Source organism: Epibacterium sp. ABZ3_068 (assembly GCF_056159265.1).
In genome coordinates, this window is sequence record NZ_JBSWUV010000001.1 from 920,572 (window position 1) to 943,528 (window position 22,957).

The 22,957-nt window shown below is 54.4% G+C and carries 17 protein-coding genes and 1 pseudogene; 14 read left to right on the forward strand and 4 right to left on the reverse strand.

Going from position 1 to position 22,957, the window contains the following annotated elements:
* Nucleotides 1-41: 41 nt before the first annotated feature.
* Nucleotides 42-632, reverse strand: coding sequence for a TetR/AcrR family transcriptional regulator (locus tag ACXAEW_RS04255; protein ID WP_474940146.1), 591 nt, complete (start codon nucleotides 630-632; stop codon nucleotides 42-44).
* A 247-nt stretch (nucleotides 633-879) separates the two neighbouring features.
* Here ACXAEW_RS04255 and ACXAEW_RS04260 point away from each other — a divergent pair, with 247 nt between their 5' ends.
* From ACXAEW_RS04260 to ACXAEW_RS04285, 6 genes and pseudogenes are all read left to right on the forward strand, one after another.
* The gene (locus tag ACXAEW_RS04260; RefSeq protein ID WP_474940147.1) at nucleotides 880-1,344 is read left to right on the forward strand and encodes a nuclear transport factor 2 family protein; all 465 of its coding nucleotides are present in this window, start codon (nucleotides 880-882) and stop codon (nucleotides 1,342-1,344) included.
* 856 nt (nucleotides 1,345-2,200) lie between these two features.
* Nucleotides 2,201-7,390, forward strand: coding sequence for an Ig-like domain-containing protein (locus ACXAEW_RS04265; protein ID WP_474940148.1), 5,190 nt, complete (start codon nucleotides 2,201-2,203; stop codon nucleotides 7,388-7,390).
* A gap of 239 nt (nucleotides 7,391-7,629) precedes the next feature.
* On the forward strand, nucleotides 7,630-8,787 hold the full coding sequence (locus ACXAEW_RS04270) for an ABC transporter substrate-binding protein (protein WP_474940149.1): 1,158 nt from the start codon (nucleotides 7,630-7,632) through the stop codon (nucleotides 8,785-8,787).
* 54 nt (nucleotides 8,788-8,841) lie between these two features.
* Nucleotides 8,842-9,912: a FecCD family ABC transporter permease gene (locus tag ACXAEW_RS04275; protein WP_474940150.1), complete on the forward strand. Its 1,071-nt coding sequence runs from the start codon at nucleotides 8,842-8,844 to the stop codon at nucleotides 9,910-9,912.
* An 83-nt stretch (nucleotides 9,913-9,995) separates the two neighbouring features.
* Nucleotides 9,996-10,682, forward strand: a pseudogene (locus tag ACXAEW_RS04280) (ABC transporter ATP-binding protein); the annotation flags it as partial.
* Nucleotides 10,666-11,136, forward strand: coding sequence for a pseudoazurin (locus ACXAEW_RS04285; protein ID WP_474940151.1), 471 nt, complete (start codon nucleotides 10,666-10,668; stop codon nucleotides 11,134-11,136). The pseudogene ACXAEW_RS04280 and the gene ACXAEW_RS04285, both read left to right, overlap by 17 nt.
* A 61-nt stretch (nucleotides 11,137-11,197) precedes the next feature.
* Here ACXAEW_RS04285 and ACXAEW_RS04290 read toward each other — a convergent pair whose 3' ends face one another.
* Nucleotides 11,198-12,610 carry an amidase family protein gene (locus ACXAEW_RS04290; protein WP_474940152.1) on the reverse strand — a complete coding sequence of 471 codons (1,413 nt, stop codon included), beginning with the start codon at nucleotides 12,608-12,610 and terminating at the stop codon, nucleotides 11,198-11,200.
* Between the two features lie 108 nt (nucleotides 12,611-12,718).
* Between ACXAEW_RS04290 and ACXAEW_RS04295 the strand changes: the two genes are divergently transcribed.
* Complete coding sequence (locus ACXAEW_RS04295; protein WP_474940153.1) at nucleotides 12,719-13,624, forward strand: LysR substrate-binding domain-containing protein; 906 nt, start codon at nucleotides 12,719-12,721, stop codon at nucleotides 13,622-13,624.
* An 8-nt stretch (nucleotides 13,625-13,632) separates the two neighbouring features.
* Here the strand turns inward: ACXAEW_RS04295 and ACXAEW_RS04300 are convergent, their stop codons facing one another.
* Nucleotides 13,633-14,382, reverse strand: coding sequence for a helix-turn-helix transcriptional regulator (locus ACXAEW_RS04300; protein ID WP_474942988.1), 750 nt, complete (start codon nucleotides 14,380-14,382; stop codon nucleotides 13,633-13,635).
* A gap of 128 nt (nucleotides 14,383-14,510) precedes the next feature.
* Between ACXAEW_RS04300 and ACXAEW_RS04305 the strand changes: the two genes are divergently transcribed.
* From ACXAEW_RS04305 to ACXAEW_RS04335, 7 genes are all read left to right on the forward strand, one after another.
* Nucleotides 14,511-15,584 (forward strand): ABC transporter ATP-binding protein, encoded by a 1,074-nt coding sequence (locus ACXAEW_RS04305; protein ID WP_474940154.1) that lies wholly within the window; start codon nucleotides 14,511-14,513, stop codon nucleotides 15,582-15,584.
* A complete protein-coding gene (locus ACXAEW_RS04310) occupies nucleotides 15,584-16,501 on the forward strand; it encodes an ABC transporter permease (RefSeq protein WP_474940155.1) in 918 nt (305 codons plus the stop codon). Before ACXAEW_RS04305 ends, ACXAEW_RS04310 begins: the two co-directional genes overlap by 1 nt.
* On the forward strand, nucleotides 16,502-17,314 hold the full coding sequence (locus ACXAEW_RS04315; RefSeq protein ID WP_474940156.1) for an ABC transporter permease: 813 nt from the start codon (nucleotides 16,502-16,504) through the stop codon (nucleotides 17,312-17,314).
* Nucleotides 17,315-17,336: 22 nt separating this feature from the next.
* Nucleotides 17,337-18,362, forward strand: coding sequence for an extracellular solute-binding protein (locus tag ACXAEW_RS04320; protein ID WP_474940157.1), 1,026 nt, complete (start codon nucleotides 17,337-17,339; stop codon nucleotides 18,360-18,362).
* Between the two features lie 2 nt (nucleotides 18,363-18,364).
* A complete protein-coding gene (locus ACXAEW_RS04325) occupies nucleotides 18,365-19,132 on the forward strand; it encodes a carbon-nitrogen hydrolase family protein (RefSeq protein WP_474940158.1) in 768 nt (255 codons plus the stop codon).
* Nucleotides 19,133-19,136: 4 nt separating this feature from the next.
* Nucleotides 19,137-20,501 carry an aminotransferase class III-fold pyridoxal phosphate-dependent enzyme gene (locus tag ACXAEW_RS04330; protein WP_474940159.1) on the forward strand — a complete coding sequence of 455 codons (1,365 nt, stop codon included), beginning with the start codon at nucleotides 19,137-19,139 and terminating at the stop codon, nucleotides 20,499-20,501.
* A gap of 307 nt (nucleotides 20,502-20,808) precedes the next feature.
* Nucleotides 20,809-21,606, forward strand: coding sequence for a trypsin-like serine peptidase (locus ACXAEW_RS04335; protein WP_474940160.1), 798 nt, complete (start codon nucleotides 20,809-20,811; stop codon nucleotides 21,604-21,606).
* A 44-nt stretch (nucleotides 21,607-21,650) separates the two neighbouring features.
* Here ACXAEW_RS04335 and pncB read toward each other — a convergent pair whose 3' ends face one another.
* Nucleotides 21,651-22,943 (reverse strand): nicotinate phosphoribosyltransferase, encoded by a 1,293-nt coding sequence (gene pncB / locus ACXAEW_RS04340; RefSeq protein ID WP_474940161.1) that lies wholly within the window; start codon nucleotides 22,941-22,943, stop codon nucleotides 21,651-21,653.
* Nucleotides 22,944-22,957 lie beyond the last annotated feature (14 nt).

Genomic DNA, 22,957 nt, shown 5'->3' on the forward strand with positions numbered 1-22,957 from the left:
AATTGCCTCGGATACGAACACCACGGCCAGTAGAAAAAGTGTTACCCGGCTAAGCCTCGATCAACGCCATTTTGAGGCGCTGCATCCAGCAACAATTGGGCAACCACACGAGCATCTTGCGCCGGTTTTGCCGAATGGGACATGGCTGCAAGGACGATCGCACCTTCTTTGAGCAAAAGAACCTGACGGGCCAGTTCTTCAGGATTCGCATAGTCGGCCAATGCAGCGATTTCGCCAATCTGCTTTGCCAAGAGAGCTTTATGTTCAAACGATTGCTGGTTAATAGCATGGTCCTGCGCTTGATACTCAGAGCTTGCTTTGATGAACATACAACCTTTGAAATTGTCCTCGCGGAACCACTCTTCGATCGCATCAAACATCGCAAGCAGCTGACCCTTTGGCGTCGAAGCCAATTCCTTCATTCGTCCAACCAACCAGGATCTAAATTTCTCGTCCCGCAAACGAAGCACCGCCAGGATAAGCTCTTCCTTGGTGCGAAAGTGTTTGTAAATTGATGTCTTGGACACCCCGGTTTCCTTGGCAACCAAGTCCATACCCGTCGCGTGGAAACCATTACGATAGAAGAGCCACAGAGACTTTTCAATCAGCTCATCGCGTTTATTGCGGCTCATGACAGCTCCTACTTCCTATATTTCGCACTGTATCTCGGCGGCTCTGGTCGTTCAATAATCTACTGAAATTGGGTCTTTTTTTCAAATACCCCCCAAAGAAAACACAAAATTTCCCGCAAATCTCAATCCAGCCCTTGCAAACAGTTACAGATCAGTACACCCTTGACACATTAACAGATCAGTCACCCAACACCACTCACGACCACCACTCACGCAACAAAGTCCCTGATTTCAACGGAGATCAAAAATGACCAGACCACCATTGCCTCCCTTCACCCGGGAAACTGCTTTGCAAAAAGTACGTGCCGCAGAAGATGCTTGGAACACGCGTGATCCAGACCGCGTCACACTGGCCTATACAGAAGACAGCCGTTGGCGAAACCGCGCGGAATATGTGAACGGCCACGCAGAAATCCACGCATTCCTGACCCGGAAGTGGACCCGAGAATTGGATTACCGGCTCATCAAAGGTTTGTGGACTTTTGCCGGGGACCGCATCGCAGTGCGGTTTGCCTATGAATGGCATGATGACAATGGCCAATGGTTTCGTTCCTTCGGGAATGAAAATTGGGAATTTGCCGCGGATGGCCGAATGCGCCGCCGGATTGCACAGATCAATGATCTGGCGATTGATGATGCGGATCGAAAATTCCATTGGGAAGCTGGACCGCGCCCCTTGGACCATCCTGAACTAGATGAGCTGGGCCTGTGACAGTACCGGCCGCAAACCCCGACAATATTGTCCGGGGTTCACTGTTCAGAGCCAAACAAAAAGACCGTTGAGCCAAAGACCAGATGTTAGCCCCTCCCCCCGCGCAACCGTGATGCCTCTTAACCCTTCTTGAGTACGACTGTCGTCAAACTCCACCCTCCCGGTGTTATGGCTGACACAAAGACTATTGAGGTCCTGCTCTCAATTGGCGCGGATGGCATTCGTAGCTTATTCACATCTCCCAAATGGGGGCGGGACCGTGAGACACATCCCAAGATCCCTTTAGTTGCATTGCGACGTGCTCTTTTGGAGCGGGCCGCACATCATGGCCCTCGTCTACAGACCTATTGACGAAGAATGCTGTTCTACGGTCCGCGTCAGGTGCAGGCCAATTTCAAGGCCCGCCAACCAGCGAGAACCTTAGAATCGGAATCAAACACGGCTCCACCAATTCATTTCCAAGCTCGAAGAAACGCGAACAAGCCTCACTGAAAGCCCCCCACAAAACCAAAACAATCATTTTCCATAATATAAACAATATAAAAGATGGCAACACCTCCCACAAAATTGCCACTTTTCCGCCCAATCGCGAACTCAAACAAAAAGAACCGACCAGAAGTTAAAATCACAACCAAGCCAAGTACATGTTTTTAAAATTATATTTCCCAAATAAACCAAATTTCAAAAAACGCAAAGGCACAAAAGCGGCAAAAATGCGGCGATAAAAAACTAGTTAAATCCAATCTTGTACATTTCACAAAAACGTTAGTATCGCCACGAAACCCCCGCAATTAACCCAAGGTCAGGAATTTTGAGTTCCGGAATTTCAACTGAAGAATTCTCAAGGAGAGAAGCCTTGGACAAAACAATCAAAAACGTGGTTTCTGAACTGGCCCTTAGCCTCAGAAGTTCCACAGATTTAATTCAAACCGATGGTGAAGAGGTCAACGTTGAAGGGCAACCCATTCCAGGTGGTGAAAGCTTTTCTCTTGGCGATGGGAACAGCATTTCAACGATTTCCCTACAGGGGTCTTTTATCGACGGTGAACAGGGTGACGATGTTGTTGCCGCTGACACCGACGACCAAGAAACCGGTATCGACATCTTAGGGATTTCGCGCTGGTCTGCATTGGCCCGCGATCTGGGAGCCAACGAGGGCCCAACCGGGTTCATTTTCAAAGCACGTGGTGCAACCGCCGAGATTTCCGGCCAAACCGTTACCGCGAATCATTTCTCCCTTCAAAACAACGTCGCAAACGGTTCGTCTGACGCCCTGCTGTCTTCGACCGCGTTGGAGACAACCTTGCAGCTCGCCAGTGTCGCAGTGAATGTCGAAGGTATCGTCGCAACTGCCAACGATGATCGATATTTTGGGTATGACGAAGATGCCATTGTCTATGGTGCAGAAGGTGATGACTATTTCCGTTCCACAGGTGGTGAAAAACAGCTGTATGGCGAAGACGGCGACGATCAGTTCGCTGTCCAGGGAAGCACCGGCGCTTTCCTTGATGGAGGCGACGGGTACGACACGGCTTCCTTTGCAGGAGAGGAAAAGGGTCTGATCATTGAATCCGTCGGGCGCTGGGGCGCCCTCGGAAACGAGCTTGACCTAACGAGCACAGACAAAGCATATGCAGTTTATGAGCGCGGTGCCGAAGCGGAATTTGACGGCGAAACAGTTCGCGCAAATTATGCTGCGATCAACAACAATGTCTCCAGCAGATCAGGTGAACAACTTTCCGAAACGGCGCTGGATACGGCTCTGACGTTTGGTCATCTGACCAAGAACGTCGAAGAGATCACAGGTTCACAGCACAACGACACGTTTTTCGGCGGGCGCTATGTAGACGTCTTTAATGCTGAAGGCGGAGATGATTGGCTGGACAGCCGTTCCGGTGATGACACGCTGAATGCGGGCGCTGGGGACGATAATATTGTACTGTCTGCCGGCAATAACGTCATCGATGGCGGCGAAGGGTCCGACACAATTTGGCTGCGCGGCTCCTCAGATGATTTCGAAGTCAAACAGACCGAAGACGGATCTTTCGAAATCACAACAGGGATTGGTGAAACAAGCACCGTTACAGGTGTCGAATTCGCGCGTCTTTCAGATGGCACAATCGTCGCGCTGAGCGACCTTGCTGTTGATGCGGACCCAGCGCCAGAGCCGGCTCCGGAGCCCGCACCATTGCCAGAGCTTAACGCCCAAGACGACAGCGGCTCTGTCGCCGAAGACGGCACCGTTGTTCTGGATCTCCTTGGAAACGACGACGGTGACGCCCTGACAATTACCGGGATCAACTCTCCCCAAAACGGTTCTGCGGTTTTGAACGTCGACGGGACGGTAACCTACATCCCAGCCGCAGACTTTAGCGGCTCAGACACCTTCACCTACACGGTCGAGGATGCCGCGGGACAGACGTCCACTGCAACCGTCACAGTCGCTGTGGAGCAGGTCAATGATGCTCCGTTTGTGACATCAGCAGATGTAACTACGGTTCTTGAAACGGCCGAAAGTGATGACATCCTGGCGCAGGTGTCCGCGACCGACGTCGAAGGCGACACACTCAGCTACGAGATCACCGGCGGCAACGATGATGGTCTGTTTGAAATCGACAGTGATGGCGCAATTTCTCTGACAGAAGGCGCGGCCCTCGACTACGAAGTGGCACAGGCTCACGCACTGGAAGTTTCCGTTTCTGACGGTCAGGCAACAACGACGACCGATGTCACCATCAATGTGGCCGATGTGGACGAGAGCCGCAGCGAGTTGATTGCCAGCACTGACCGTGCCTTTGGCGTGGACAATGGCTCGGGTTCGGTTGGCCTGACGGGCACGGCGGACTACAGCTCGCAATTGCCTTTCCTCGACATATTCAAATCCAGTCGACCCGTAAAAGCGCACGCCCCGGGTGAGTTCGGGACTTATGATTACGCTGAATTGCGTGAGGGAGGTTATCTCGACGACAACGGCTGGCCCACCGAAATCCCAGAGGACGCACCAACCATCGGTTTCATTTTCTCGGACACAATCGGACGCGAGGGCACTTATGTGCTGCGCTACGAAGGTGAGGGCGAAATCGACTTGCGCTTTGATGCCAATATCATCAGCCAGAAAGATGGCGAAATCGTCTTTGAACATGGCTCAGGCAGCTTTGAGGTGCTCCTGCGGTCAACCGACCCCAACGACACCGGCGATTACATCAAGAACATCAGCATCGTGAAGGAAGAGTACGTCGATCTCTATGATGCTGGCGCGACCTTCAACCCGGATGCGCTAGATGTGCTGGCGGACTTCCGCGAATTCCGCACGATGGCATGGCAGCGCACGATTGAATCGCCAATCGAAACCCTGGACGATCTGCCTTCACTGGAAGAATCCTCCTGGGCAACCGAATATGGGGTTCCTATCGAAGCCCTGGTTCAGCTTTCAAACGAAGCCGGCACTGATCTGTGGATTACAATCCCGACCAAGGCAAACGCCGATGTGATCGAACATTATGCGACCTATATCCGCGACAACCTGGATCCGAACCTGAAAGTCACCGTGGAATACGGTAACGAGCTTTGGAACTATGGCTATCAGGACACCCATGATCTGCGGGCCGAGGCGATTGAAGCCTGGAACCTGGATCCCGGCGACAACGCATCGCGCTTTGCTTACATCACCTCCAAGGCAGCTGATGTGGCGCTGACGTTCAAGGAGATCTTTAACCAGGTCGGCGAAGATGAACGCCCACTGTTGCACAATACTTTGGGTACCCAGTCAGCAGTTCCAAGCGTCACCGAAGCTCTGTTGCGGGCGGATGCATGGCAGCTGAATGATCCGGACAATTTCATCCCGCCCGAGGAGATCTTTGACTCGATTGCTGTGACCACCTATTTCGGCGGCGCCACGCTGACTCGCGAAGAGCTGCGTGCGGATCTGATCGAGGCAATCAACGATCCGGACGTGGACGCGCAGGCCTTCCTGTTCGAGAAACTGAACGATCCGGATTACCCGTTCTCGATCCCGGCAACAGGCGAGTTTCTGCGTGAGCAGAAAGAGATCGCAGACCGGTATGGGCTACAGGTTACAGACTATGAAGGTGGCGCGCACCTGCTGCACTTTGACAACACCAACCTGCCCCAAGAAACCGTAGAACAGCTCGAAGGGTTCTATGTGGACTTCTACCGTAGCGAATACATGCGGGAGCTGTTCCAAGGTATCTGGGACATCTGGCGTGAGGTTGGCACCGGTGCCTTCACCAACCACGGCTCGGTGGGCGAACCTTCTCGCTATGGTTTCTTTAGCTTCCTGTCCGACTTGAATGACACAAGCCCGCGCGCAGAGTTCCTTTGGGAACAGAATGCAAGCCAGGCCCCATGGTGGGAAGATCGCGGGGGTGAGCACTTCCAGCAAGGCGTGATTGAGACCGGAACCGATGGCGATGATCTTCTGATCGGCACAAACCAAGAAGACTATTTGGGTGGTGGTGAAGGAAACGACTACATTGTTGCTGGCATCGGTAATGACGGGATCAACGGAGGCGAAGGAAACGATACTGTCCTGTTTGCAGGCACACGCAGCGAATATGACATCTATCGTGACGGCGAAGCCGTGATCTTCCGTCATGCCGACGGAACGGACCGCGTGCTCAACGTGGAAGTTGTCGAGTTCCAGGATGGGGAAATCTTCTCTATCGAGGATCTGGTCGGTACGGCAGATGAAAACAACGCCGCGCCTGTTGCACAGGATGATCACGTTGAAATCACCGAAGATGAAAACACCAATATCACCACTCTTCTGGTGAATGACAGCGATGCGGACGGCGGCGAGCTGGTGATTGTAGAACTCGGCGAAGCAGAGCACGGCGCCTTGCGGTTGGAAGCCGACGGAAGCGTGACCTATATCCCCGACCCGAACTATGTGGGCGAAGACAGCTTTACCTATGTTGTGTCTGACGGAAGCAACCGGACTTCTGCAACAGCCACGATTACCGTGGTCAACGCAGAGGATGCTCCAACAGTCAAAAGCCGCCATCTGACTGTCTTCAATGAAGACTACGCGGCCGGCGACCAGATCCATCAAGTCGAAGCAAACGATCTTGACGGGGACTCTCTGACCTACAGCATCGTAGGCGGCAATGACGACGGGCTCTTTGCAATCAACGCAGAGACCGGCGAGATTACCACCACGGGTGAACTGGAGGAAGACATCTCGGTTGGGATCGCGACCCATGATTTGGAAATCGAGGTCACGGATGGCGACTTTGTCACAACAGCCACAGTTACCGTGGAAGTTCATCAGGAAGACAACGTAATCGCCGAAAGCGATGTTGTGGGTGAACTGCTTGACGGTGGCCAGGGTGAGGGAGATGTCCTGCAACTGACCTCTACCGACGGCTATGGTCGGATCTTGGGGGTTCTCAACAGCTATGGTGAACAATATGCCGAGCTATTGAACCAGGATCTGGTTGCAGACCGGTCCGCCAGCGCGATTCAGATCTATTCTTCTCGTTTCGAACTGGAAGACGGAAGCGGTTTGACCGCAGCAGAAGCCCGCGGCGAGGCATTGGATGTGGCTTTGACTGCATCGAACTTTGCTGTGAACTTTGAAACCGTGATCGGGACAGAGTACTACGACACGATCTTTGGCTCGAACGCGAACGACATCTACTATGGCGCAGGTGGCAGTGACTTTATCACGGGTCGCGGCGGCGACGATGTGATTGTAGGAGGGGATGGCAGCGACAATATCTTTGGTGGGTCGGGGGCAGATACCTTTGTCTTTGACAGCTTTGACGGGATGGATCGGTTGCGCGACTTCTCCTTCGATGATGGCGACTTCCTGGATATCTCGGCTTTGCTGACCAACTTTGACGCCGATATCAGCGCCGTAGGTGATTACGTTGCCCTTTCGGTGAACGAAAACGGCGAGCAGGTCCTGGCTGTCAGCGCCAACGGTGATGGAAACTTTGTCGATGTAGCTGCCTTTGCTCACGACGATGGGTTCTCCACCACATTGGCAGAACTGCAGGCAAACAACTCCATCCTGTTTGTCTAGTCCCATTACAAAATCACCAAGGGGCTGCGCTGCGGCCCCTTGGCTTTCCAATCTGGACGCCGTGTTCCCCCGTGGGACCGGCGTTTTTTGGCAAGAGACAAACTCAATTCTGCACTGAGCAGCGCCGTTCCGAATTATCGTGAAAGGTGCAATCAGACATTATTCCGACTTTTTTTGTTGGATTTTTATTTATTTTCCGCTACGTGGCGCTCAAACGCAAACCCAAACGGAGATCGCACATGTCCTTCAAGGCAATTATCGGCGGCTTCCTTGGTGCCATTGCAGCCAGCGCGACCCTGATCGCGTCAGCCACCAGTGCTCAAGCTGAAGCCTTGACGTTCACTGACATCGCAGGCCGCGAAGTCACTCTTCCGGAACTGCCGGATAAAATCATCCTCGGCGAAGGGCGCATGATGTACGCCATCGCGCCGCTGACAAAAGACAACCCGTTCGACAAGATCGTCGGCTGGAATAACGATCTGATCCTTTATGATCCCGACGGGTTCCGCAAATTCCAAGGCGCCTTCCCCGAAGACACCGCTCGCCTGATCAATTTCGGAAACCCTTATGCAGGCGATTTCAGCATCGAGGCAGTCCTGGAATCCGAGGCGGATCTGGTACTTCTGGAATCCGGCAGCCTGTTCAAAGCCGAAGAAACCGGTCTGATCGAAAAACTGGACGCTGCCGGGGTCAAGGTGGCATTTATCGACTTCCGTCGCAACGCGACAGAAAACGTTGTGCCGTCCCTCCTGATGCTGGGCCGCATACTGGGCGAAGAGAAATCAGCCGCTGAGTTCATTGATTTCTACGTTGCTCAAATGCGCAAGGTCACCAATATTGTTGACACCATCCCCGCAGAAGACCGCCCGATGGTCGTTGTGGAAAACGCCGCAGGTTGGCAGGTTGATTTCTGCTGCTGGTCTTTCGGCCCATATAACTATGGCCGTTTCGTCGAACTCGCAGGCGGCACCAACTACGCCTCGACCCTTGCCAATGCCTATTCCGTTACGCTGAACCTGGAAGGGGTGATTGAGGCGGAACCGCAGCACATTGTTGCAACCGGTGCGAATTGGGCTGAATCCCGCCCCGAAGTGACCTCGGTCCTGCTCGGGTATGAGGCCGATGACGCTGCCAACCAGAAACGCATCGATGCCTTGGCCCAGCGCGCAGGTTTCGCAGATCTGGAAGCCGTGAAATCTGGCAACTACCACGCTATTTTCCACCAGTTCTACAATTCACCCTACCATTTTGTTGCGATCCAGCAGCTGGCCAAATGGTTCCACCCGGATGACTTCGAGGATCTGGACCCACAGGCCACGTTCGACGAATTGCACGAACGCTTCCTGCCCTTTGACGCCTCTGGCACCTTCTGGATGTCGGCCAGCGTCGGTCACTAACGCCCCCGGTCCGCTGCTCAATCGACGCAGCGGACCATTTTATCGGAAAACATCATGACAGATCAGACATTAGTAGCCGAGGCCTCTGGCCTGGCGAGCGCTTATCGCAAGCGTTCGATGCGCCGCGCACTGCTTGTTGCGCTGGCCTTTGCCATTTTGGCTGGCCTTATCATTTTTGACATCATCACCGGTCCTGCCAACCTGAGTTTTGGTCGGACTCTTCAGGTGATCCTGGATCCTTCAGTCGCCACACCCAAAGAAGAGGTCATCATCTGGAAGCTGCGCCTGCCCGTCGCCCTGATGGCGGTTTGTGTTGGCGCCATGCTTGGCGTCGCCGGCGCAGAGATGCAGACAATCCTGAACAACCCGCTTGCCGACCCCTTCACCTTGGGCCTTTCGTCCGCCGCGAGCTTTGGTGCCGCTCTGGCCATTGTTCTGGGATGGTCGGTTCTTCCCGGTGTCGGTGGCTTGATGGTCACAGTAAATGCGTTTGTCTTTGCGATGGGGACATCATGTGCTCTGTTCCTGTTCACCCGCCTGCGCGGTGTTTCGCCTGAGGCTATGATCCTCGTTGGCATCGCCATGCTGTTCACCTTCAACGCGCTCTTGGCCTTTCTGCAATACGGCGCGTCTGAACTGCAATTGGCACAGCTGATCTTTTGGCAGCTCGGGTCCCTGTCCCGCGCAACCTGGGACAAGGTTGCGATCTGTGCGATCGTCTTAACTGTTCTGCTGCCCTGGTTCCTCAGCCGCTCTTGGGCTCTGACGGCCCTGCGCATGGGCGAAGAAAAAGCCGCAGCCCTGGGCGTCAATGTTGGTCTCTTACGGGTAACGGTCCTGGCAGGAGTGTCCCTTCTGGCTGCGGTTGCCGTTTCCTTTGTAGGCGCAATTGCCTTTGTCGGTCTGGTCGGGCCGCATATCGCCCGCATGATTGTTGGCGAAGATCAGCGCGGCTTCCTGCCCCTTTCTGCCCTTTGCGGTGCCCTGATCCTTTCGGGAACCTCTATTGCGTCCAAAGCGATCACACCCGGCATTGTCTACCCCATTGGTATGATCACCTCCCTGATCGGGATCCCGTTCTTCATCCTGCTCATCTTGGGTCAACGAAAGAGGCACTGGCAATGAAGACTCTATCGGTTCACAATTTGGAATTCAGCTACGGCAAGCGTCAGATCCTGAACGGCGTCAGTTTTGACGGGTTGCAACCCGGCGCGGTTACTGCGCTGATTGGCCCGAATGCAGCTGGGAAATCCACCCTGTTTCGATTGATTGCAGGACTATTGAAGCCCACGTCGGGACAGGTGCGGCTGGGAGGCCAAGATCTCGCAACATTGCCAAGCCGCAAACGTCTGGAACAAGTGTGTTTCATGCCGCAGTTCTTTGCTGCGAATGCCGCCCTAACCGTATTCGACGTGGTTATGATGGCCCATAAACAACTGCGTGGCTGGCGGGTCTCTGGCGCGGATATCCAACGGGTTTCACAAGCGCTCAGTGACGCTGGAATTGGCCATCTGGCCGAGGCCTATGTGGGTGAGCTTTCCGGTGGCCAATCGCAAATGGTCTCGGTCGCGCAGGCGCTGATCCGCAAATCCGACGTGTATTTGTTCGACGAGCCGACATCCGCGCTGGACCTGCGTCATCAGTTGAGTGTTCTGGACCGGATCCGCAGAGCTATTCAAACCCGCAATGCCGTTGGCGTTGTGGCACTGCATGATTTGAACCTTGCCGCACGATTTGCCGATCATCTGATCCTGCTCGGAAGCGGGCAGATTCTGGCACAGGGTACACCAGAAGAGGTGCTTAACTCTCCCGCCTTGGCAACGACTTACGGCGTCGACATCGAAATAACTTCCGGTCCAAGAGAGGAATTCCTGGTTCATGCTTACGCGTCGTAGCTTCACACTTTCTTTAGGCGCAATGGCTGCTGGAAGCGCGGTCGCCTGCCCTGTCCCGCCAGCAGAAGGCACCGCCCATAGCGTGCTGATGTTGAATGCGGATTGCACAAACGGAGAGACACCAAATGTCTTTGCGCCTGACATCTTGCACATCAATGTCGGTGACAGCGTGACCTTTGTCCCAACCGATGATGGTCACAATTCGGCTTCAAAACGCGGCATGATCCCCGAAGGAGCCACACCATGGAACGGCGCAGTGGATGAGGTGTTGACCATCGAATTCACGGTTCCCGGCATCTACGGTCACATCTGTGTGCCCCACTACGAATGGGGAATGGTGGGGCTGATAGTCGTGGGCAACGACATGTCAAATCTGGCCGCGGTTAAAAAGCTGCGCCACCCTGGTGAAGCCCGCAAGAGATTTCGCACTTTGTTATCGCACCTGGAAACCTGACAAAAAGAACCGGCAGCAGGCTGCCGGTTCCAGTTGGGGATGACCATACACGGCAAAATGGCTAGAGCAGATGCGCATCATACAGGGCTTGCCACCATTTAGCGAGGGCCAGCACCGATGAATCGGCTCCGCGCCCCGCAATGATCTGCACAGAATGTGGCAGCCCGTTTTTGTCCACCCCAGTCGGAACAACGGCAGCGGGCTGCTGGCTCAGGTTTATCGGATAGCTGAAACCTGCCCATTCAAACCAACGGGACAGATTGCTGTCTGGCGGGACTTCGCATCCGGCCTTGAACGGAAGCACGCTGCAGGCGGGTGACACGACATAATCGTACATCGACAAAAGTTGATCCATCTGGCTCCCAAAGGCCGCACGTAAAGTCGTGGCCTCAATATGATCCTTGGCCGAATACGCTCGCGCTTGATGCGCAATTTCAAGCAATCCCGGGTCGATGGATGTCGTGTCCAAAGTGTCGAGATCTCCAAAAGACGACAGGCGCGCAAGTGCGCCGCTGAACCACAGGCGCGTTGCAATCTCATAAAGCTGATCCACCATCGGAAGTTCGATCTCTTCCAACACCGCTCCGGCCGCTTCAAAACGCTTGAGGACTGCATCAAAGTTGGCAGCGACCTCTAGCGCAACCGATCCGCCCGGAGGAACCCGCCAAACCGCGATTTTCTTCCCCTTTGGACTTTCGACGGAAGGAAGCAAGCCAAGCAGTTCGCCTTCGCCCTGAAACCAATCCCGCAGATCACGCCCAGACATCACCGCCAGCATTTGCTCTACGTCTTCAACCCGACGTGCCATTGGGCCGATATGCGAAACGGTTCCAAAAGGCGAAGCCGGGTATGCAGGCACCCGGCCAAAAGTCGGTTTCAGCCCCGCAATACCTGTAAATGCAGAGGGTATCCGGATCGAACCGCCTCCATCGGTACCCAAATGAAGAACACCGGCCCCCATCGTGGCTGCCACGCCGGCACCGCCCGATGATCCCCCCGGCGTCATTTCAGTGTTCCAGGGATTGGTTGTTACCCCCCAACGTGGGCTGTCCGTCAGCGCTTTCCAACCAAATTCCGGCGAAGTTGTGATCCCCAAATTGACCATTCCCGCGGCACGCAAACGCGCAACGCTTGGCGCGTCATCGCGGCACTTGGCATCATCGCCCAAGTGGCTTCCAAAACTGATTGGCAGCCCTTTCACATAAACGATATCTTTGATGGTGCCCGGCACACCGTCGATCCCCGAAAGCGGATCTCCTGCCGCCCAGCGCGCTTCAGAAGCTCTTGCAGCGTGCAATGCGCCTTCGGTGTCGATCAAGTTAAAAGAGTTGCTGGTGCTCTGTGCAACCTCTGCGCGCTCCAGAGCCGCCTTGGCCACTTCGACAGGAGACAACGCACCAGACGCAAAACACGCAACAAGATCCGAAGCAGACATTTGGCACACTTCAGGCGCATCAGAAATCGGGAATTTCATGGTCAATCTCCTGTCCGGTGAGGGTCAAGGGCATGTTAAACAGTGGTCTGGCATTCTGAAAAATGTATTGTTTGCGTCAGACATATCCATTTTTTGGACACCCATCCGATGGCGCACTCCCTCAAGCATCTTTCCTACATCTGTGCAGTTCAGGACCTTGGCAGCTTTGCCAAAGCCGCGCATCATATGAACATTTCCCAATCTTCGATCCTGGCAGCTGTAGACGCCGCCGAACAATCATTGGGTGTTCGTATCTTCGCGCGGCAAAAAGGCCGTGGGGTGCACCCTACGGCTCAAGGCGAACGTTTTATTGCCGCCGCGCGCAGGCTTTTGAATGCCGAAGAAGATTTCCTACGGGAAACTCGCACACATGGGCAAAAAGCAACGGATCTGCGTATCGGGCTCTTTGAGCCTTTCGGCTCGATCATGATGGTTGACGTATTGGAACAGCTTCAATTCGAATTGGGCCCGATTGCCGTGGAACTTGTCGAGACTGACCAGCCCAGTTTGAAACGCGCGTTGGATCGGGGAGAAGTAGATATCGCGGTTGTCTATGATCTCGGCCCAGATTTCACCGGCACCTTTGAACATATCGGCCGGGCAGCCCCTCACGCGATGGTGCCGCTGAACCACCCGCTCGCAAAACACGACAAACTGAGCATCTCGGAGCTTGCGCAATACCCGATCGCCCTGCTGAACCTGCCTCTGACCGAGACATATCTGATGACATTGTTCGACACTGCAAAAAACCGCCCTCAGGTTCATTTCAAAAGCCGCAGCTACGAAACCTTGATCCGTGGTGTCGCAAAAGGGTTTGGCGTTGCTGTCCTGAATTTTTGGCCCAAGCAACCGCTACCGCTGGAAGAAGGTACAAAACGCTTGCAGATTACCGACACGCTCCCGGCTCCAAATATCGTAACGGTCGACCACTATGGCGCGATGCGCCCCCCCGCGGTCCAAAAGCTGATCGACATTCTAAAGGAGCATTTCAAATCGGCGTATCAAAATCGTTAGTGGGGTGATCACCCGGCCAACACCGGCAACAAAAGCGAGAAGAGTTCAGCCTGGGAAGAGATCCCGCACTTGCGGTACAATTGTTTACGGAAAACTTTCACTGTCTGCGCACTGATCCCCAGTCGCAGGCCGATCGATACAGAACTGTGTCCGCGTAAAATCAAAAGCGCGACCTCAGCCTGTCGCCGGCTTAACGCGATTCCGTCGCGCAATCTGAGGTCATTCATGACTTTTTCGACCACTTCGCCTTCTGCGTAATCCCCTTGAGAGGACAACCCAACCCACTGTCTTCGGATCAAAGAGCAAACCAATTTGGTTATTTTTTGTGCTTTTGCGATTTCTCGACTAGAAAAAACACGTCCGGAACTCACGTCGCGCCCCAAACAAACGTGGACCGAAACGCCTTCAGCCGGACAAGCGATAAAGGCGAGCTCATCAACCAATGTCGTCTGCTTGTAGTAGCTGGCGTAATATTCATTTCGGTGGAATTGATCAGGGGCAATGTCACGCAGCCGGTAAAGGCCTTCAGGCACGCGTTGCACATGCAATTCGTGGAACGGGTCAAGAACGTAAGCCCCTGGTAAATAATCACTTTCCAAGCACCTATGGACACTGGCTTCCCGTGCCTGGAGATATAGAACTTCGGGTCGCCGCGTTTGGAAATAGGCCAGCATCGTGGTGTTGTCGATCTCAAGCTGGCTGGACAACCATCCATAGAGCGCCTCAGCAAAGGCCTGACTCTCGGCGGCATCTATCACAAGGGCCAACAGGTCCTCGGCAGTTGTGGCAGGTTCGGACATCATACCCCCTTGGGGGTATATACCCCTCAATTTTGATTTACTTACAAAATTAACAGTGAACCAGGGGGTATAATCAAGAGGTCCTCATGCCAAACAAAAAAGTCGCTGTTGATGTTGCCCACGTCGTGAAACGTTATGGCACTTTCACCGCATTGCACGGCGTTTCGATGGACATCTGTGAAGGTGAATTTTTTACGCTTCTCGGCCCGTCCGGCTGCGGCAAGACAACGCTCCTGAGGTGTATCGCAGGGTTTGAAGAGGTCACCGAAGGTGAAATCCGTCTGCATGGTGAAGACATCGCCCCCCTGCCCCCACATAAACGGCCCGTCAACACGGTCTTTCAGCAATATGCCTTGTTTCCTCATATGACCGTCACCGAAAACGTCATGTTTGGAATGCAGCGCCGAGGGTGGTCGCGCAACTCTGCCAGACAGCGTGCACGCGAAGTTCTCGACTTGGTGCAACTCGACCAATTTGCCGAACGACGCCCAGCACAGCTTTCAGGTGGTCAGCAGCAGCGCGTTGCCCTTGCACGCGCCCTGGCACCCAATCCAAAAGTGCTACTCCTAGACGAGCCGCTCTCAGCACTGGATCTGAAACTGCGTCAGGCGGTTCGTGTGGAACTGAAGGAAATCCAGCGCGAAACCGGAATTGCGTTTGTCTTTGTCACCCATGACCAAGAAGAAGCGCTGACCATGTCGGACCGGATCGCGGTTATGTCGGCGGGTCATGTCCAACAGATCGGAAACCCACAAGAGATCTATGAGGCGCCGCAAAACCGTTTTGTGGCGGATTTCATCGGGGAGACCAATCTGCTGGAGGTCGACGCCCAGTCTGTAACAGGAGGGATGGCGGACATTGTGCTGCCTGGAGGCGCTCGTCTTCAATGTCCCGCTGCGCCCGGTGCAACACCCGGCACCAGCACATTGTCCGTGCGCCCGGAACGGATCAGCCTGTGTGAGCCAAATGCTGACGTGATGACTGCAACGGTCACGGATCATGTGTATTTAGGAACGGATATTCAACTTCATGCGAAGCTAAACACCGGCGCAGCGCTGCATGTCCGCTTGCAGAACAGTGCACTCACAACAGTACCCACGCATGGACAGGAAATTGGGGTCCAGGTTGAGGCAGGTGCCGCGCGCCTGTTGGCAGACTAATGGCGGGTGTAGGCGCTACGGGAACATCCCGTTCGGAAATCTATCGCGGCAGCGGTCACAGGCTCTTGTTGCCTGCTTGGGTATTCATCGGTTTCTTTCTGGTATTGCCGGTCTTGCTGATGGCCACCTATTCTTTCCTGACCAAGGAATTTCGTGGTGGTGTCATCTGGGAGTTCACCTTTGCGGCTTATGATCAGTTCTTCCTGGATCGTGGCCTGTTCGGCGATGAAGCCCCGACAATTGAGTGGACCTATATCTCCATCTTCTGGCGCTCCATCTGGCAGGCCGGTCTTGCAACCATCTTCTGCCTTCTGATCGGTTTCCCAACCGCCTGGTTCATTGCAACCCGCGCGCCTGCGTCCCGATCGATCTGGCTGTTCCTGGTCACCATACCGTATTGGGTCAACCTCCTGATCCGAACCGTATCAATGAAGTTCCTGATCCGTGACACCGGGCCGTTAAACGAATTCCTGATGTGGACTGGCGTTATCAGCGAGCCCTTGGCACTGATCAACACCAATTTCGCTGTGCAGCTGGGGCTGTTCTATTCCTATCTGCCATTCATGGTTCTGCCGATCTATGCCGCCGTAGAGAGGTATGACTTTTCCCTCTCGGAAGCTGCGGCAGATCTTTATGCGGATAGCTGGACGACGCTGCGCCTGGTTATTCTTCCAGTGGTCAAGCCCGGTATCATCGCGGGTTGCATACTGGTGTTTGTCCCGTCGCTCGGCGCATTTCTTGCGCCGGATCTTTTGGGCGGTGCCAAGACCTTTATGATCGGCTCCTTGATCGAAGAACAGTTCAAAGGCGCAGCCGGTAATTGGCCCTTTGGCGCGGCTTCGGCAATGATCCTGCTTTCCATCGTTCTTGCAGTTCTGCTCATCCATGCACGTGCCCAATCGCGGGAGGACAGATAAATGTCGTCCAAAACAATTGACCTGCGCCGTTTTACCGGGTTTCGCGCACTGACAATCCTCTGTTTGGTCATCCTCTATGCGCCGCTGATCATCGTGGCAGTCTACAGCTTTAATGACAGCACATCGATTACCCGATGGGGCGGCTTTTCGTTCAAATGGTATGTCGATGTCTTCACCGGGGTCGACGCACCAAAGTTCCGTGCGGCAGCAATAAACTCGTTCATTATTGCAATTGGCGCGGCGACCTGTGCGACCACGATTGCACTGGCTGCAGCGGTTGCGATGAACCGCGCCGGGCGGTTCAAAGGCAAGACCGGCAGCCTCGCCCTGATCAACCTTCCCCTCATGGTGCCAGAGATCGTAACCGCCGTCGCCTCTCTGATTTTCTTTATCACCATCGGTTTCAAATCCGGCCTGATGACGATTTTCATTGCCCATGTGGTGTTTTGCATCCCCTTTGCCTACCTGCCGATTTCAGCCCGTATGCAATCGGTTCCGGACATGTACGAGCAAGCCGCCATGGATCTTTACGCCACGCCATGGGAGGCGTTCCGGCTGATTTTGCTGCCGCTGATGACACCGGGGATCCTGTCCGGGTTTATCCTGGCGTTTATCATCTCACTTGACGACTTCCTGATCACAAACTTCGTCAAAGGCGCGGGTGTGGAAACCCTGCCCACAGCGATTTTTGGATCAGTCAAACAGGGCATCAAGCCCAACATCATGGCCATTTCCACGCTGATGCTTGGCGTGTCGGTGGTCTTTGTCACGCTCTCCTGGCTGATCGGGCGGGCGGGACAAAACAAAAAATAACAAACCAACAGCGGAGACTGACATGAAGACCTTTCTGACGACCTCAGCCCTTGCACTGTCCCTGGCCGGCGCCGCCCAGGCCGAAGGCAAGCTTTCCCTTTACCACTGGTTCGAATACATCCCGCAAGAGCTCTTGGACAAATTCGCTGCCGAATATGACGTCGAAGTTACCATGGACACCTTTGACAGCAACGAAGCGCTGCTTGCCGCGCTCAAGGCGGGCAAACTGGGTTCTTACGACCTGGCGGTTCCGGGCGACTATATGGTCAAGATCCTTGCAGACGAAGGCATGCTGGACACGTTTGAACCGTCTGACCTCAAAAACTTTGGCAATATCGAAGACAAGTGGCTCGATGTCGCCTTCGATCCGGGCCGCAAGTCGAGCATCCCTTACCAGTGGGGTTCCACGTCCTTTTCGGTAAACAAAGAGGCCTATGACGGACCGCTTGACAGCTTGTCTCTGATCTTTGAACCGCCTGCGGAATTGAAGGGCAAGATCAACGTTCTGGACACCTCGGGCGAGACACTGACTCTGGCGTCACTCTACCTCGGCATCCCTCAGTGCAGCGGAGATCGCGAGCAACTGAAGGCGTTGAACGCCTTGGTTCAAAAAGCAAAACCGGACTGGGCGTCGTTTGGCTCTGATGTGGCCAAGGATGTGCTGGTTTCCGGCGACGCAGCGGCAGGTATGATCTGGTCCGGTTTCTCGGCGCGTGCGCGCAGTGAAGGTGCCCCGATCGAATATGTCTTCCCCAAGGAAGGGATGATTGTTTGGATGGACAATATCGCCCTTCTGAAAGATGCCCCTAATCGCGATAACGCGCTGAAATTTATGGACTTCCTTTTGGAGCCTGAGAACGCGGCCGCTATCACGAACTATGCCCAGTATTCGGCAGGCGTCAAAGGTGTTGCGGAATTCCTGACCCCCGAAGTTGCAGGCTCCCCAGAGTCAAACCCGCCCGCAGATGTCAAAGGCGTCTTTGTCGAGGCCTGCTCCGAGGAGGTTCAGGTCCTTTATGATGCGATCTGGACCAACCTGAAAAAGTGACAATGAAACTCGCACTATATCAGGGACCGCCAACCGGCGGCGATCTTGAGGCGGCATTTGCCCGCCTCAAGACCCAGCTCACGGCCGCCGCCGCAGGTGGGGCCGAAATGTTGGTGGTACCTGAACTCTTTTTGCCAGGCTATAATCAACCTGAGCGGCATGCTGAGCTAGCCCAACCCAAAGGTGGTGAATGGCAGAACCGATTGCAGGCTGTGGTCCGCGATGCAGGCTGCGGCCTGACTATTGGCTGGGCCGAGCGCGAAGGTGATACGGTCCATAACAGCGCAACCGTTTTGGGCGCCACGGGCGAGTGTATCGCGCATTATCGCAAGCTGCAGCTCTTCGGACCGATGGAACGGGCCAATTTTACTCCCGGACAGAATTATTGCCACTTTGACCTATGTGGTATCCGGACTGCCGTCCTGATCTGCTATGATATTGAATTTGCTCCACATGTTCGAGCTTTGGCACAGGAAGGCGTAAAGCTGATCCTGGTGCCGACAGCCAACCCGGCGGGTTTCGAACATGTTTCACGCCTGCTGGTTCCAGCTCGTGCTGCCGAAATGGATGTGACCGTTGCCTATGCCAATTATTGCGGCACCGAAGGCACCCTGACGTTTGGGGGCCTTTCCTTGATTGCCGCTCCCGATGGCAGCGTCATTGCATCTGCCGGACAGGCAGAGACCTTGTTGATTGCCGACTTGAAACCCAATCCGGCAATTCCCCCCGAGAAACGTTCAACCCAACTCTCCGATCTACGAAAGGTGTGATCCGATGTCCTTGGCTCTCGATACTTCTACCGATGGCGTGCTGACCGCTGATACCCATCTGGTCCAATCCTTTGCCGACCTGAATGCGCTGAAACAGGATGGCGCACGCACGGTCATTACCAGCGCCGAAGGTGCTTTTGTCACAGACAGTGATGGCAACCAACTGATCGACGGAATTGGCGGATTGTGGTGCGTGAATGTCGGCCACCGTCGCCAGGAGATCATCAACGCGATCACCGAACAGTTGCAGACGTTGGATTACTACTCGACGTTCTATGCTTTTACGCATCCATCAGCTGCCGCGCTTGCGGCCAAACTGGCAGAACTGGCGCCCGGACGTTTGAACAAAGTCCACTTTGGCAACTCTGGCTCAGTCGCAAATGACTCCGCAATCCGGATTTTGCATCACTATTACAACCGGCTGGGCCAGCCCAAAAAGAAACAAATTCTCAGCCGGGTGGGCGCGTACCACGGCTCAACACATCTTGCGATGGCCATGACCACCCCGTTGTATTCCGAAGGCTGGGACACAGCAGATAATCTGGTCCACCACCTGAAATGTCCGCACTATTGGCGCAATGGCGACGGCATGACCGAAGAGGAGTTCCTGAACGATCTGCTTCAGGAGGCCAAAAGCAAGATTGAAAGCGTCGGCCCCGAGAACATCGCCTGCTTTATCGCAGAGCCCATTATGGGCGCAGGCGGGGTGATTGTGCCTCCGGCAGGGTACCATGCAAAAATGCTTGAGCTTTGCCATTCCTATGAAATCAAATACATCGCCGATGAGGTCGTCACCGCCTTTGGCCGCTTGGGGCACTTTTTTGCATCAAAAGATGCGTTTGATACCGAACCCGATATCATCAATACCGCGAAAGGTCTGACATCGGGCTATCAGCCACTTTCAGCCACTATCATGTCCGATGAAATTCACGAAGTGATCTCTGGCGAAGGCGGGATGTTCCTGCATGGTATGACCTACTCGGGACATCCGGCGGCAGCGGCAGCTGGTCTTGCCAATATTGCGCTGATGGAACGGGATCAGATCCCGCAAAAGGTCCGGACCAGCGGCAAACGTTTCGAAAACGCGCTACGCACCTTGGAAGATCTGCCCATCGTAGGTGAGGTGCGCGGCAGCCACTTTATGATCGGGATCGAGTTTGTTGCAGACAAAACAAGCAAGGCTTCCTTTGACCCCGAACTGAACATCGGTCTCCAAGTCTCAAAAGAAGCCTATAAACGCGGGCTGGTGGCACGCCCCTTGGGCAATGTGCTGATCCTCTCACCAACCCTGATCATGGACGATGCCACAATCGACCGCTGCGCCGAAATTTTGCGCGAAAGCATTCTTGCCGTCTCGGCTTCGCTGTGATCTCAAAAGATTGCTGTAGCAAATGTAATTAAAACAAACAGAACCAGAGAAACTCTCTTTGGTTCTGTTTCCCGGGTCTCCCAATCCAACAAAGCAGAAGCGCTTGCACTCATAAGCTGTTAGGATGTTTCGCACGCGAAACAATTGACCGTACGAACAAAATGCAACGAAATTTGGCCCCCACCTTCCCCATACCGGTGACAATAACGTGTGCGGGTGCAAAGCCATGTGAATTCTCTGGTCCATTTCGTTCGCTTCAAGCTAAACACAGGGTACGATTGGATTTGCGAAACTCGGAAAGTTAGACATGCATTTCATGCGCGCTGTTCGTGTCCTGCTTTGCCTGTTTTTTGCCTGCGCCTTTGCTGCCAGCGCTCAGAGCCAAGTGCCTGAAGGGAAAGGGTCTGAGGCGTTCTGTGAAAAACGCAGTGCGTCGTCAGATAGCTGTTCCAAAATCAGAGACCGGAAGATTCTGGATGCAACCTCCGCACCATGGCGCGCAATTGGTCGTGTGAACTTTGCCAGCATCCAAATTCGCAGCCACTGCACTGGCACGCTAATCTCTGAACGGTTGGTTCTGACAGCAGCCCATTGCCTGTATAATCATCCGCGCAAAGCCTGGATCCCGGCAGAGAGTCTGCGGTTTGCTGCAGGATATGACCGCGGAGCCGCCGTAGAAACCGCAACGGTCGAGCGCTACATTTTACCTCCCGCACATGACCCTCTAGCCCGTGGCTTCAAGTCAAACCCAAAGACAGATTGGGCGGTATTGGTTTTGTCAGAACCGATTGGGCGTACCACGGGTTTTATCCCGCTCTCCGTGCTTTCAGCGCAGGACCTGAGCCAAACATTGCTACAAGTGGCAGGGTATGCCGCTTTGCGTCCACATGTTCTGAGCCTTGTTGAAGATTGCGGAACAGCCCAACTGCAGCATGGCGTCATCCTTGCCCACTGTGCAATCATGAGAGGAGACTCGGGCGCGCCGCTTCTCGCCAAGGCAGACGGCAGGTTTCACGTGGTCGGGCTATTGTCTTCGGGCATCGTTGCGGAGACAGGACTTCTTTCAGTCGGAGTTCCATCGTCTGCGGTTACACTCCCCAAATAGCTGGACCGCAGAAGTAGGCAAACGGCTTATCATTCCGCTCTGGCTCAGACGATAACCTCAAAACTGTCCTGATCCCCAACCTGGAAGACACGTTTATATCGCTCAATCTCTGACGCTGGGCCCATTGCCTTTTCTGGATTATCGGACAGTTTCACTGTCGGTCGACCATTGGCAGACACCGCCTTACAGACCAAGGAGAAGGGCGACAGCAAGTCGTCTTCCACAAAGCCCCTGAAATCATTGGTAAGCAATGTACCCCAGCCAAAAGACACCTGCACCCGCCCAGAAAACTGACGCTGAAGTTCTTCCATTTTGCCAACATCCAGCCCATCTGAAAAGATGACGCGCTTCTTCGAAGGGTCCTCTCCGCGGGCTGTCCACCACCGGATCGCGGTTTCTGCACCGGTTGCAGGGTCGCCGCTGTCGATCCGGATACCGGTCCATCCTGCTAACCAATCCGGTGCCCGTTCCAGAAAACCTTCTGTTCCATAGGTGTCCGGCAGAATGATACGCAGGTTCCCCTCATGTTCGTCGTGCCAGTCCGACAAAACATCATAGGGGGCCTGTGCCAGTTGCGTGTCGTCTTCGGCCAAGGCTGAATAGACCATCGGCAGTTCATGGGCATTCGTGCCAATTGCCTCGACCTCGCGCCGCATTGCAATCAGACAGTTCGAAGTGCCGGTAAATCGGTTGCCCAGCCCTTCGATCATGGCCTGAACGCACCAATCCTGCCACAGAAACCCATGACGCCGCCGCGTGCCAAAATCAGCAACCGAAAGATCAGGGATTTTCCGAAGGCGCTCAATCTTCTCCCAAACACGGGTCATTGCGCGGGCATAAAGCACCTGAAGCTCAAATCTGCCCATCTGGTCCAATACAGCCCGGGAGCGCAGTTCCATCAGAACGGCCAGTGCCGGAATTTCCCACAGCATAACCTCGTGCCACTTGCCCTCAAACGTCAGCTCGTATTGGTCACCTTTGCGTTCGAGTTCATAGGGCGGCAGCTGAAGGCTCTCAAACCACTGCATAAAGTCAGAGCGAAACATCTGACGCTTGCCATAGAACGTGTTACCCCGCAGCCAGGTGCTTTCACCGCGCGACAGGGAGAGGGAACGGATATGGTCCAACTGTTCCCGAAGTTCACCTTCATCAATCAGTTTGGCCAAAGGCACATGGGACGACCGGTTGATCAGGGAAAACCGCACCTGAGTATCCGGTCGATTGCGGAACACCGATTGGCACATAAGCAGTTTATAGAAATCGGTATCGATCAGAGACCGGACAATCGGATCGATTTTCCACTTGTGATTATAAACCCGTGTCGCAATGTCCAACATGACGCCCTACCTGA